This is a genomic window from Pantoea sp. PGP6 (assembly GCF_053474785.1).
In genome coordinates this window covers 3,645,068-3,657,418 of sequence record NZ_JBQBMA010000001.1, presented here as the reverse complement: position 1 = coordinate 3,657,418, position 12,351 = coordinate 3,645,068, and the positions used below count along the sequence as shown (strand labels likewise).

The following is a 12,351-nucleotide window of genomic DNA, read 5'->3' as shown; positions in this document are numbered from 1 at the left end:
TCATGCCAAAACGTACAGACATAAAATCCATCCTGATTCTTGGCGCCGGTCCGATTGTGATCGGCCAGGCCTGCGAATTTGACTATTCCGGTGCGCAGGCGTGTAAGGCGCTGCGTGAAGAGGGTTACCGCGTCATTCTGGTCAACTCCAACCCGGCGACCATTATGACTGACCCGGAAATGGCCGATGCGACCTACATCGAACCGATTCACTGGGAAGTGGTACGTAAAATCATCGAAAAAGAGCGTCCGGATGCGGTACTGCCGACTATGGGCGGCCAGACGGCGCTGAACTGTGCGCTGGAACTGGAACGTCAGGGCGTGCTGGCAGAGTTTGGCGTCACCATGATTGGTGCCACTGCCGATGCGATTGATAAGGCCGAAGACCGTCGCCGTTTTGACGTCGCGATGAAAAGCATCGGGCTGGATACTGCCCGTTCAGGCATCGCGCACACCATGGAAGAAGCGCTGGCAGTGGCTGAAGATGTCGGCTTCCCGTGCATTATCCGTCCTTCGTTCACCATGGGCGGCACCGGTGGCGGTATCGCGTATAACCGCGAAGAGTTTGAAGAGATTTGCGAACGCGGTCTCGACCTCTCTCCAACCAATGAGCTGTTGATCGATGAGTCGCTGATTGGCTGGAAAGAGTATGAGATGGAAGTGGTGCGCGATAAGAATGACAACTGCATCATCGTCTGCTCGATCGAAAACTTTGATGCGATGGGCATCCACACCGGTGACTCGATCACGGTAGCGCCTGCCCAGACGCTGACCGATAAAGAGTACCAGATCATGCGTAACGCCTCGCTGGCGGTGCTGCGTGAAATCGGCGTCGAAACCGGTGGCTCCAACGTGCAGTTCTCAGTCAACCCGAAAAACGGCCGGCTGATTGTGATCGAGATGAATCCGCGCGTCTCGCGTTCTTCCGCGCTGGCCTCGAAAGCCACCGGCTTCCCGATTGCCAAAGTGGCGGCCAAACTGGCGGTCGGCTTTACCCTCGACGAACTGATGAACGACATCACCGGTGGCTTAACGCCAGCGTCGTTTGAGCCATCGATTGACTACGTTGTCACCAAGATCCCACGTTTCAACTTCGAAAAATTTGCCGGCGCTAACGATCGCCTGACCACCCAGATGAAATCGGTGGGTGAAGTGATGGCGATTGGCCGCACTTTCCAGGAGTCGATGCAGAAAGCACTGCGTGGTCTGGAAGTGGGTGCCAACGGCTTCGACCCGAAAGTTCATCTCGACGACCCGGAAGCGCTGACCCGCATCCGTCGCGAACTGAAAGATGCCGGTTCCGACCGCATCTGGTACATCGCTGATGCGTTCCGCGCTGGCATGTCCGTCGACGGCGTGTTCAACCTGACCAACATTGACCGCTGGTTCCTGGTGCAGATTGAAGAGCTGGTGCGGCTGGAAGAGCAGGTCGCACGCGAAGGGGTGAACAGCCTCGACTATACGTTCCTGCGTGCCCTGAAGCGTAAAGGCTTTGCCGATGCACGTCTGGCGACGCTGGCCGGTGTGGCCGAAAGCGAAATTCGTAAGCTGCGTCAGCAGTTCAACCTGCATCCGGTTTACAAGCGCGTTGATACCTGCGCCGCAGAATTCGCGACCGACACCGCCTACATGTACTCCACTTATGAAGAAGAGTGCGAAGCGAATCCGAACCGGGACCGTGAAAAAATCATGGTGCTGGGTGGCGGGCCTAACCGTATCGGCCAGGGCATCGAGTTCGACTACTGCTGCGTTCACGCGGCGCTGGCGCTGCGTGAAGACGGTTACGAGACCATTATGGTCAACTGTAACCCGGAAACCGTGTCGACCGACTACGACACCTCTGATCGCCTCTACTTCGAACCGGTCACGCTGGAAGATGTGCTGGAGATTGTGCGCATTGAGCAGCCGAAAGGCGTCATCGTCCAGTATGGCGGTCAGACGCCGCTGAAACTGGCACGTGCACTGGAAGCGGCCGGCGTGCCGGTTATCGGCACCAGCCCGGACTCGATTGACCGTGCTGAAGACCGTGAACGTTTCCAGCAGGCAGTCGATCGCCTGAACCTTAAGCAGCCGGCTAACGCCACGGTAGCGACGCTGGAGCAGGCGGTTGAGAAAGCTGCCGGCCTGGGTTATCCGCTGGTGGTGCGTCCTTCGTATGTGCTCGGCGGTCGCGCGATGGAGATTGTCTACGACGAAATCGACCTCAAGCGCTACTTCCAGACGGCAGTTTCGGTCTCTAACGATGCGCCGGTACTGCTGGATCGCTTCCTTGATGACGCGGTAGAAGTTGATGTCGATGCGATTTGCGACGGTGAGCGGGTGCTGATTGGCGGCATCATGGAACACATTGAGCAGGCTGGCGTGCATTCCGGCGACTCCGCCTGTTCGCTGCCCGCCTACACCCTGAATCAGGAGATTCAGAATGTGATGCGTCAGCAGGTTGAGAAGCTGGCGTTTGAACTCAACGTACGTGGTCTGATGAACGTGCAGTTCGCGGTCAAAGACAACGAAGTTTACCTGATTGAAGTCAACCCGCGTGCGGCCCGTACCGTACCGTTCGTCTCCAAAGCGACCGGTGTGCCGCTGGCAAAAGTAGCGGCGCGCGTGATGGCCGGCAAAACGCTGGCCGAGCAGGGCGTGACCGAAGAGGTGATCCCACCTTACTACTCGGTGAAAGAAGTGGTGTTGCCGTTCAACAAGTTCCAGGGCGTCGACCCGATTCTTGGCCCGGAAATGCGCTCCACCGGTGAAGTGATGGGTGTCGGCCGGACCTTCGCTGAAGCCTTTGCCAAAGCGATGCTCGGTGCGCAGAGCAACATGAAGAAGTCAGGCCGTGCGCTGCTGTCGGTACGTGAAGGCGATAAGAAACGTATCGTCGACCTGGCGGCCAAGCTGCAGAAGTTTGGTTTCGAACTGGATGCGACTCACGGTACGGCGGTGGTGCTGGGTGAAGCGGGCATCAATCCGCGCCTGGTCAACAAGGTGCATGAAGGGCGTCCGCACATTCAGGATCGTCTGAAGAATGGCGAATATACCTACATCGTCAATACCACCGCGGGACGTCAGGCGATTGAAGATTCGAAGCTGATTCGCCGCAGCGCACTGCAGTATAAAGTGCACTATGACACCACGCTGAACGGCGGATTCGCCACGGCGATGGCGCTGAATGCTGATCCAACCGAGCAGGTTATCTCGGTGCAGGAAATGCACGCGCAAATCAAAGCGAAATAATCGTCGCAACGGCTCCTTCGGGGGCCGTTTTTTTTGACATTCGCTGGCCCTGAATCGCGTATCAGAAACAGACGCATTTGAATTAAAGCTGCTGATTTGGCTTAATTTTTTAGCTTTCGGTGCGAATAACGCCGTTTCGCACATTTTTATAAATGAAACACTTCCTGTACAGATTTTTCATCAGTACTATGCCTGCCGCTCATTACCAGAGCGGCTTCAGGACATAAATAAAATGAAACTGCGTACTTTTTCTCTGAGTGCAGTGGCTGCACTGATGGCAATGCTTCCTTTCGCCAGCCAGGCGGAAATCACCCTGTTAAAACAGGACCCGCAGGCGGGCGATCCGCTTAGCCGGCTGAACTTTACCGTGGGCGGCAGTATTCGTGCCCAGGTTAATCACCAGACTGGCGTGAACGACAAATCTTACAAGCGCGACGGCTTTGACGGCGGTACCCGTTTCCGTTTTGGCGCTGACTATTATCTGTTTGATGATGTCAGCTGGATCAGCTACTACGAGCTGGGCGTCAACGTACCCGCCGTGTTCGACTGGGATCGCCACTACGCAGATGGCGCGAATAACACCACCCGTCGCCAGCTTTACACCGGCCTGAAAAGCAAGACCTGGGGCCAGCTGACCTTTGGCCAGCAGAACAGCGTTTATTACGATACGGTCGGCGCTAAAACCGATATCTGGGATTACGACATGATTGGCCAGGCACCGGGCAACGGAATCAACGGTGACTATGACGGATCTTACCGTTCGCGTAAGCAGCTGAAGTATAAAAACACCTTCGGCGATGTCGATCTCTACGCTTCTTATCTGTTCGAGGATAACGAATACCTGCCGGGTAACGGCCTGCGCTACAAGCGCAAAGGCGGCGGCTCGCTGGGGCTGGATTATCACATTACCGACGATCTGAGCTGGGGCACGGCGTGGAACTATACGCATGCGGCGATGCGTAACCCGGACAACGGCGACAGCAAAGACTATGACCAGAACATTCTGGGTACCGCACTGAGCTGGACACCAGGCAACTGGACCCTGTCAGCAGGCGGTGGCTGGTATCAGAACTTCATGACCACCAAGCGCAAAGATGTGCATGACTACTTTGCTGGCGACGCGTGGGGCATTGAGTACTTTGCCGGTTATAAAGTCCCGGTGGCGCAATATGGTCTGAAAGCGGTGCAGCCTTACGTGATGGGTGACCGTATCGAATATGCTAACGGCCGTAACTACCAGCGCATCGATAACGGACTGGGCGTGACGCTGTTCCTCGACTACGGTTTCCGCGTCGATTACGAACACGTCTTCACCTCCAGCACCGATAACCTCGGTGATATGAATCTGGTGCGTCTGCGCTACGATTTCTGATTACGCTGACGGCTCCTGCGGGAGCCGTTTTTATTTGTCTCTCTTCCTTTTGTACCAGCATAAGCCGGATCTCTGGCGTGCTGCGGCCAGCCATCGTCATTGCACGGTGAAAAACTCTGCCTCAGCGCAAAAAAGCGGTGGCAAAAAAGCTTTACTCAAATAGACCTTTCTCGCTATCGACGAAAGTTTCGCCTTTACGTATGATGGCGCCAATTTTTTCCAGTGAGTGGTTAACATGATTAGTCTTATCGCGGCATTAGCAGCAGATCGCATTATTGGTATGGAGAACGCCATGCCGTGGGACCTGCCTGCAGATTTGGCGTGGTTTAAGCGCAATACGCTGAAAAAGCCGGTGATTATGGGCCGGCTGACCTTTGAATCTATTGGTCGTCCGCTGCCGGGCCGGCTGAACATCGTGGTCAGCAGCAAGCCGGGTAGCGCCGAAGGCGTCACCTGGGTCACCTCGCTGGATGCGGCGTTGCAGGCCGCCGGTGATGCTGAAGAGGTTATGGTGATTGGTGGTGGCCGGATTTATGAGCAGATGCTGCCGCGTGCCGACCGTCTCTATCTGACCCACATTGATGCAGAAGTGGAGGGTGATACTCAGTTCCCGGACTACGAGCCGGACGAGTGGCAGTCGACCTTCAGCGAATTTCATGACGCTGATGCACAGAACTCACACAGCTACTGTTTTGAGATCCTCGATCGCCGCCGTTAAGCCCGATCGCAATAAAAAAACGCCCTGCATATTGCAGGGCGTTTTTGTTTGTCGGGTCAGCCGGCGGATTGCTGAGAGATAACCTCATCCGGCAACGGTTGCTGGCGATTGGAAGGCTGCACATAGTAGCGCTGGCTTTCCCAGTGCAGCAGGGTCAGCGTGCCACCCCAGCAGCAGCCGGTATCCAGGCCAATAATTCCTTCTGGCGTGCCTTTGCCTTCCAGCGAGGCCCAGTGACCGAACACAATGGTATAGTCACGCGCCACCGGTCCTTCGATGTTGAACCACGGCTTTAACGGCGGCAGTGCCGACTCCGGCGCATCCTTGCAGATCATATCCAGCTGACCATTCGGGAAGCAGTAGCGCATCCGGGTGAGGGCGTTGGTGCTGAAGCGCAGGCGGGCCAGCCCGGTAAGGTCTTCGCTCCAGTTGTTCGGCATATCGCCATACATCGCATCCAGGAACAGCGGATAGCTGTCACTGGCGAGCACCGATTCGACTTCACGCGCACACTTTTTCGCGGTTTCGATATCCCACTGCGGCGTAATACCGGCATGGCCCATCACCAGATTGTGCTCTTCATCGACCTGTAACAGCGGCTGACGCCGCAGCCAGTTGATCAGCTCATCCGCATCGTCCGCTTCCAGCAGTGGCGTCAGGCGATCTTTAGGCTTGTTACGGCTGATACCTGCGTAGACCGCCAGCAGATGCAGATCGTGATTGCCCAGCACCAGTCGCACCGCATCGCCCAGTGATTTCACGTAGCGCAGCACCTCAAGCGAACCCGGGCCGCGCGCCACCAGGTCGCCGGTCAGCCACAGAGTATCCTGCTGAGGATTGAAATCGACCTGCAGCAGCAGCGCACGTAATTCGTCGTAGCACCCGTGAACGTCGCCAATCAGGTATGTGCTCATAGACTTTTATCCAGTATGAAAATTTGCCCGACGAAGCGGGCAACAGGCGTGCAAATCAATGAATGTGAGTTTGAATTGCGAGGCGGAAAACCGGGATTTCGACCTGAAAGGTTTCACCCTGTTCGTCGATCATCACATAGTGTCCCTGCATGGTGCCCATCGGGGTTTCAATCACTGCACCGCTGGTGTACTGAAATTCATTGCCGGCTGCGATATGCGGCTGTTCGCCGACTACGCCTTCGCCCTGAACTTCGGTTTCCCGGCCGTTACCATTGGTAATCAGCCAGTAGCGTCCCAGCAGTTGCACCGGTGAACGGCCAAGGTTGCGAATGGTAATGGTATAGGCGAAGACGTAACGCTCGTCATCCGGTGAGGATTGCGAGGCGACGTACTGGCTTTGCACATGAACCGAGACGCGGGCCGTTTCACTCATCACTTACTCCTGCGATTTTCCCAGATGGTTCGCCAGCCAGTTTGCCAGCTGACAATATTGCGCGACCGAAACGTTTTCAGCCCGCAGGGTTGGATCAATCGACAACTCTTCCAGCGCACCGGCGGTCACCATGTGACTCAGGCTATTGCGCAGCGTTTTACGACGCTGACCAAATGCTTCAGTGGTCACGCGGCTCAGGATACGCACGTCGCTGACCGGATGTGGCGGCTCGGCAAACGGCACCAGGCGTACCACGGCAGAATCAACTTTCGGCGGCGGCGTGAACGAGTGCGGAGGAACTTCCAACACCGGAATCACCTGACAGTAATATTGCGCCATCACCGTCAGACGGCCGTAGGCTTTGCTACCCGGACCGGCGACCAGACGGTTGACCACTTCTTTTTGCAGCATGAAGTGCATGTCTTTGATCGAACCAGTATAGCTGAAAAGATGAAACATCAGCGGGGTCGAAATGTTGTACGGCAGGTTGCCAAATACGCGCAGCGGCTGGCCTCTTTCCTGCGCCAGCACGGCGAAGTCGAAGGTCATGGCATCCTGCTGGAAAATGGTCAGCTTTGGTCCGAGGAACGGATGGGTTTGCAGGCGCGCAGCGAGATCGCGGTCCAGTTCCACCACCGTTAAGCTGTCGAGGCGTTCGCCCACCGGCTCGGTTAAGGCACCCAGGCCAGGACCGATCTCCACCAGCGCTTCATCGCGCTGCGGGTGGATTGCGGAGACAATGCTGTCGATAATGTACTGATCGTTCAGGAAGTTCTGCCCGAAACGTTTACGGGCGTAGTGCCCCTGATGGACGCGATTATTCATTACTGCTCTTGATCATAGTGATGGCGAGGTTAAGCGCCGTGATGAAGCTGCCCGGCTCAGCCTGACCCAGTCCGGCGAGTTCAAGCGCGGTACCGTGGTCAACTGAAGTCCGGATAAAGGGCAGGCCAAGGGTGATATTTACCGCCCGGCCAAACCCCTGAAATTTTAGCACCGGCAGGCCCTGATCGTGATACATCGCCAGCACCGCATCCGCATGTTGCAGATATTTGGGCTGGAACAGCGTATCCGCCGGTAGCGGGCCGGTTAACTGAATACCCTGCTGACGCAGTTCATTCAGCGCCGGGATGATAACGTCGATCTCTTCCCGACCCATGTGGCCGCTTTCGCCCGCATGCGGATTAAGACCGCAAACGTAAATATGCGGCTCGGCAATGGCGAATTTTTGCTGCAAATCGTGATGCAAAATGGTGATGACTTCATGCAGGCACTCGCGCGTCACCGCGGCAGAGACCTCTTTCAGCGGCAAATGGGTGGTGGCCAGCGCCACCCGCAGCGCTTCGGTTGCCAGCATCATCACGACCCGATGGCCGCCTGCGCGATCGGCGAAGAACTCGGTATGACCGGTGAAGGCGATACCGGCATCGTTGATCACGCCTTTATGCACCGGGCCGGTAATCAGGGCGGCAAACTCACCGCTCAGACAACCGTCACAGGCGCGCGCCAGCGTGGTCAGCACATAATCGCTGTTGGCCACGCAGAGTTCGCCTGGCGTAACCGGCTGTGCGGTATCGACCGGCAGGATGGTCAGCGTGCCGGCCTGCTGCGGCTGTGCCGCTACGCCAGGCTGGTAAGTCCGCAGCGTCAGCGGCAGGCCAAGCTGCGCTGCGCGCTGCTGCAGTAGCGCCGGCGAGGCGCACACCACCAGTTCAACTGGCCAGTCCTGCTGGGCCAGTTGCACCGTCAGATCGGGACCAATCCCGGCGGGTTCGCCGGGCGTGATCACCACTCGGGCATTACTTTGCATTGTTATCCAGAATCTTCACGTAGGCGCTGGCGCGTTGTTCCTGCATCCAGGTCTGCGCTTCTTCAGCAAACTTACGGTTGAACAACATGCGATAGGCACGCTCTTTCTGGGCCGCATCGGTTTTATCCACCTGACGGGTATCCAGCAGCTGGATTAAATGCCAGCCGAAAGAGGAGTGAACCGGCTGGCTGGTCTGGCCTTTTTGCAGGCGCAGCAGCGCATCACGGAACGCCGGATCAAAGGCTTCCGGAGAGGTCCAGCCGAGATCGCCGCCCTGGTTAGCTGAGCCGGGATCGTCAGAGTACTGTTTGGCGGCGGCGGCGAAGGTGGTTTTCCCGCTGCGGATATCGGCAGCAATCTGCTCTAACTGCGCACGTGCCTGGTTATCAGTCATAATTGGCGACGGCTTCAGCAGGATGTGACGGGCATGCACTTCGGTGACCGAGACGTTTTTGCTCTCACCGCGCAGATCGTTCACCTTCAGAATGTGGAAGCCGACACCGGAGCGAACCGGACCGACGATGTCGCCTTTTTTCGCGGTTGCCAGTGCCTGCGCAAACAGGGTAGGTAACTCTTCGATTTTGCCCCAGCCCATGTTGCCGCCTTTCAGCGCCTGTGAGTCAGCCGAGTAGGTGACCGCCATTTTGCCGAAGTCTGCGCCGTTTTTCAGTTCACCCACCAGCTGTTTGGCCAGGGTTTCCTGCTCATCGACCTGCTGCTGCGTCGGGTTCTCTGGCAGCGGCAGCAGGATATGGCTGACGTTCAGCTCGGTACCCTGGCTATTCTGGGAGGCGATCTGCGTTGACAGCGTATCCACTTCCTGCGGCAGGATGGTGACGCGACGGCGCACTTCGTTGTTACGCACTTCCGCAATCAGCATCTCTTTACGGATCTGCGAGCGATAAGTGCTGTAGTTCATGCCGTCGTACGCCAGGCGGCTACGCAGCTGATCAAGGCTCATGTGGTTCTGCGCAGCGATGTTCTGAATGGCCTGATCCAGCTGCTGATCGCTGATCTCAACACCCGCTTTTTCGCCCATCTGCAGAATGATGTTGTCCATGATCTGACGTTCCAGAATCTGGTGGCGCAACGTTTTGTCATCTGGCAACTGCTGACCTGCCTGCTGGGCCTGAGATTTGACGGTGCTCATCATACCGTCCACGTCGCTCTCAAGAACCACGCCGTTATTGACCACGGCTGCAACTTTATCAACCACTTGTGGTGCTGCGAACGCGGTGTTGGCACTCATCGCCACACCAAGAATCAGCATTCTCCAGTTCTTCATACTTTATCCATTGTTGGTTCCGCACTGCGGGATTGCCTGTCAAACATCACAACATCAGAAAGCGCGCTGGTAAGGAATGATGCCCTGACGCAGCATTTGGTTGGTGCCTAAGCCATAGTTGGAACTCAGACCACGCAGCTCAATGTTGAATGAGATTTGGTTGTCATACTTACTGTCGTTGTTTTCCCAACCGTTAATTTTGCGCTCGTAGCCCAGGCGAATCGCGTAACAGCATGAGCTGTATTGCAGACCAACCAGTTGCGATGCCGGACGCGTGTTGCGGGTATCATAGTAGTAAGCCCCTACCACAGACCATGCATCCGCGATCGGCCAGCTGGCCGTGGTGCCGACCTGAGAAATCCCGTTTTTGAAGATCGGGTTATTCACCAGCGTACTGTCATTCAGTGCGGTCGCCACGTATTCCGGGCTGCTGTAGCGGTAGCTCAGCTGCACCATACGATCGGCGTCACGACGGTATTCCAGGACGGCATTTCCCTGGGAGACGTTATCGAGTTTGGTATCATACTGAATCCCACCCCGAACGCCCCAACGATCGCTTACTTTCCAGTATGTATCGCCAGCCCAGATCAGGCTGCCGGTATCATCTTCTTCACTGGTCTGATTAACGCCAGTGCGTGAAGGGGTAAACGAGTAGATTTGACCCACGGAAACGTTAAAACGTTCAACCAGATCGGCATCATAAATACGTGAGGTCACACCGGTGGCCACTTCATTGGCCGAGGCGATGCGATCCAGACCACTATAAGTGCGGTCGCGGAACAGACCGGTGTAGTCGGTTTGCAGCTGGGTCGAGTCGTACGGATAGATGTTGCTCTGATCGCGATACGGGATATAGAGGTACTGCACCCGCGGTTCCAGCGTCTGGGTATAGCCCGCCGCCGAACTCATGTCGCGGTCAAACACCATCCGGCCATCGACTTTAAATTGCGGCAGGGTGCGGTTTACAGACTCATCAAGCGCGCCACTCTTGCCGTTCACGCCCGCGAAATTGTTGTTGTAGTACTCGACGTCAGTCTGCTGATAATGGGTCGCCAGCAGTTTCGCTTCGGTATCCAGGCTGGCCCAGCCATTGGAGAGCGGCAGGTTAAGCGTCGGTTCAACATGCAAACGGGTCGCTTCAGGATAACGATCGCTGACGTTAGTGAATTTCACCGCCTGGGCATAGATGCGGCCGTCAAACGGACCGATATCGTTCTGATAGAAATTCAGGTCCAGCTGCGGCATCGCACGGTAGACATTGCTGCTGCTGGTGTCGCCAAACACCTGGAAGTCTTTAGTCGAGAGCGTGGCGTCCCAGTTGGACTCCGCGTAGCCAATGCTGAATTTCTGCGTGGCGTAGTTGTCGGTTGAACTGTAGTACTTCGAGTCGAGATCGTTGAAGTAGTACTTATCGCTGACCTTGGTGTAATCCGCACTGAAGCGCCAGTTTTTGTCATACACGCCGGCATGACGCCAGTAGAATAACCAGCGATCGGAGCTGTCATTCTCTGAGATGCCACGCACCGCTTTGTCGTTATCGTACTGTTTGTCCGAGCCCAGATAGTCGAATTCGACCAGGCCCGCGCCTGCCACCGTCAGATAACGGAATTCGTTTTCGAACTGCATGCCGCGCTTGCTCATGTAGTGCGGCGTAATGGTGGCATCGGCCTGAGGCGCAATGTTCCAGTAATAGGGCAGCACGAACTCAAAGCCGTTGTTGCTGCCATATTTTGCATTCGGGATCAGGAAACCAGAGCGACGACGATCGCCGATCGGTAACTGCAGATAGGGGCTATAGAACACCGGTACCGAACCGAGTTTGAAGCGGGCATTCCAGATTTCCGCCACTTCTTCTTCCCGATCCTGGATCACTTCCGATCCCACCACGCTCCAGCTGTTCGAGCCCGGCAGGCAGGAAGTAAAGCTGCCGTTTTCCAGAATGGTGTAGCGGTTGTTGCCGCGCAGCTTCATCTGGTCGGCGTTACCGCGTCCCTGACGATCCACCATCTGGTAGTCGCCATTCCAGACGTTGGTATCTTTGCTGTTGAGGTTTGACCAGGCTTTCGGACCTTTCAGGATGACCTGATTGTCGTCGTAGTGCACATTACCGAGGGCATCGACGGTACGCACCGGCGTAGTCTGGCCCTCCTGCTGACGCTGATGAAGTTGTACTTCATCAGCCTGCATCCGGCTGTTGCCCTGTTCAATATTCACATTGCCGGTGAAGACCGCATCGTTAGGGTAATTCCCTTTTGCGGCGTCGGAGTGAATGGTCACCGGCAGCTGGTTAGTGTCGCCACTGACCAGCGGGCGGTTATAACTCGGCACGCCTAACATACACTGCGACATTAAATCGTCGGCAAAGGCTTGCTGGCTAATGGCTGAGCCGATCAGAGTGGCCAGCAGGGTAGGTATATGTTTTTTCATACGCGGTATCGAGAATTCCATGAAAACTGGCATCATGCCGACAATCGGGTCAGAGACTAACTTACTGCCCGGCGTTGTGCCAGTGTTAATCCTTTTCTGTCCGCGTTGCCGTTAGGCGCTGAGATAAATGACAGGTATGATAATGCAATTTTCAGCCGCAAG

At 56.1% G+C, this 12,351-nt stretch carries 9 protein-coding genes; 3 read left to right on the top strand and 6 right to left on the bottom strand.

What is annotated here, in order from left to right; translation table 11 throughout:
• Positions 1-2 precede the first annotated feature (2 nt).
• The 3 genes from carB to folA all read left to right on the top strand — a co-directional run bounded on the left by carB (position 3) and on the right by folA (position 5,320).
• Positions 3-3,230 (top strand): carbamoyl-phosphate synthase large subunit, encoded by a 3,228-nt coding sequence (gene carB / locus ACLIBF_RS17800; RefSeq protein ID WP_031376005.1) that lies wholly within the window; start codon positions 3-5, stop codon positions 3,228-3,230.
• A 232-nt stretch (positions 3,231-3,462) separates the two neighbouring features.
• Positions 3,463-4,602 carry a porin gene (locus ACLIBF_RS17795; protein ID WP_448310197.1) on the top strand — a complete coding sequence of 380 codons (1,140 nt, stop codon included), beginning with the start codon at positions 3,463-3,465 and terminating at the stop codon, positions 4,600-4,602.
• A 235-nt stretch (positions 4,603-4,837) separates the two neighbouring features.
• A complete protein-coding gene (gene folA / locus ACLIBF_RS17790; protein WP_031376003.1) occupies positions 4,838-5,320 on the top strand; it encodes a type 3 dihydrofolate reductase in 483 nt (160 codons plus the stop codon).
• A 56-nt stretch (positions 5,321-5,376) separates the two neighbouring features.
• On the opposite strand, the gene apaH is transcribed toward folA, so the two are convergent.
• Genes apaH through lptD form a run of 6 tightly spaced genes read right to left on the bottom strand, consistent with a single transcriptional unit; the run spans position 5,377 to position 12,189 of the window.
• Positions 5,377-6,234 (bottom strand): bis(5'-nucleosyl)-tetraphosphatase (symmetrical) ApaH, encoded by an 858-nt coding sequence (gene apaH, locus ACLIBF_RS17785; RefSeq protein WP_448310196.1) that lies wholly within the window; start codon positions 6,232-6,234, stop codon positions 5,377-5,379.
• A gap of 55 nt (positions 6,235-6,289) precedes the next feature.
• A complete protein-coding gene (gene apaG, locus ACLIBF_RS17780) occupies positions 6,290-6,667 on the bottom strand; it encodes a Co2+/Mg2+ efflux protein ApaG (RefSeq protein ID WP_031376001.1) in 378 nt (125 codons plus the stop codon).
• Between the two features lie 3 nt (positions 6,668-6,670).
• A complete protein-coding gene (gene rsmA, locus ACLIBF_RS17775) occupies positions 6,671-7,492 on the bottom strand; it encodes a 16S rRNA (adenine(1518)-N(6)/adenine(1519)-N(6))-dimethyltransferase RsmA (protein WP_448310194.1) in 822 nt (273 codons plus the stop codon).
• Positions 7,485-8,477, bottom strand: a complete 993-nt coding sequence (gene pdxA, locus ACLIBF_RS17770) for a 4-hydroxythreonine-4-phosphate dehydrogenase PdxA (RefSeq protein ID WP_031375999.1) — start codon at positions 8,475-8,477, stop codon at positions 7,485-7,487. Before pdxA ends, rsmA begins: the two co-directional genes overlap by 8 nt.
• A complete protein-coding gene (gene surA, locus ACLIBF_RS17765; protein WP_031375998.1) occupies positions 8,467-9,762 on the bottom strand; it encodes a peptidylprolyl isomerase SurA in 1,296 nt (431 codons plus the stop codon). Before surA ends, pdxA begins: the two co-directional genes overlap by 11 nt.
• A gap of 54 nt (positions 9,763-9,816) precedes the next feature.
• Positions 9,817-12,189 (bottom strand): LPS assembly protein LptD, encoded by a 2,373-nt coding sequence (lptD, locus tag ACLIBF_RS17760; protein WP_046289184.1) that lies wholly within the window; start codon positions 12,187-12,189, stop codon positions 9,817-9,819.
• Positions 12,190-12,351: the final 162 nt, after the last annotated feature.

What these genes read in the sequence shown, in the direction of transcription:
- pdxA (WP_031375999.1), bottom strand. Translation starts at nt 8,477, where the DNA reads ATGCAAAGTAATGCCCGAGTGGTGATCACGCCCGGCGAACCCGCCGGG.
- apaH (WP_448310196.1), bottom strand. Translation starts at nt 6,234, where the DNA reads ATGAGCACATACCTGATTGGCGACGTTCACGGGTGCTACGACGAATTA.
- folA (WP_031376003.1), top strand. Translation starts at nt 4,838, where the DNA reads ATGATTAGTCTTATCGCGGCATTAGCAGCAGATCGCATTATTGGTATG.
- rsmA (WP_448310194.1), bottom strand. Translation starts at nt 7,492, where the DNA reads ATGAATAATCGCGTCCATCAGGGGCACTACGCCCGTAAACGTTTCGGG.
- lptD (WP_046289184.1), bottom strand. Translation starts at nt 12,189, where the DNA reads ATGAAAAAACATATACCTACCCTGCTGGCCACTCTGATCGGCTCAGCC.
- surA (WP_031375998.1), bottom strand. Translation starts at nt 9,762, where the DNA reads ATGAAGAACTGGAGAATGCTGATTCTTGGTGTGGCGATGAGTGCCAAC.
- carB (WP_031376005.1), top strand. Translation starts at nt 3, where the DNA reads ATGCCAAAACGTACAGACATAAAATCCATCCTGATTCTTGGCGCCGGT.
- apaG (WP_031376001.1), bottom strand. Translation starts at nt 6,667, where the DNA reads ATGAGTGAAACGGCCCGCGTCTCGGTTCATGTGCAAAGCCAGTACGTC.
- ACLIBF_RS17795 (WP_448310197.1), top strand. Translation starts at nt 3,463, where the DNA reads ATGAAACTGCGTACTTTTTCTCTGAGTGCAGTGGCTGCACTGATGGCA.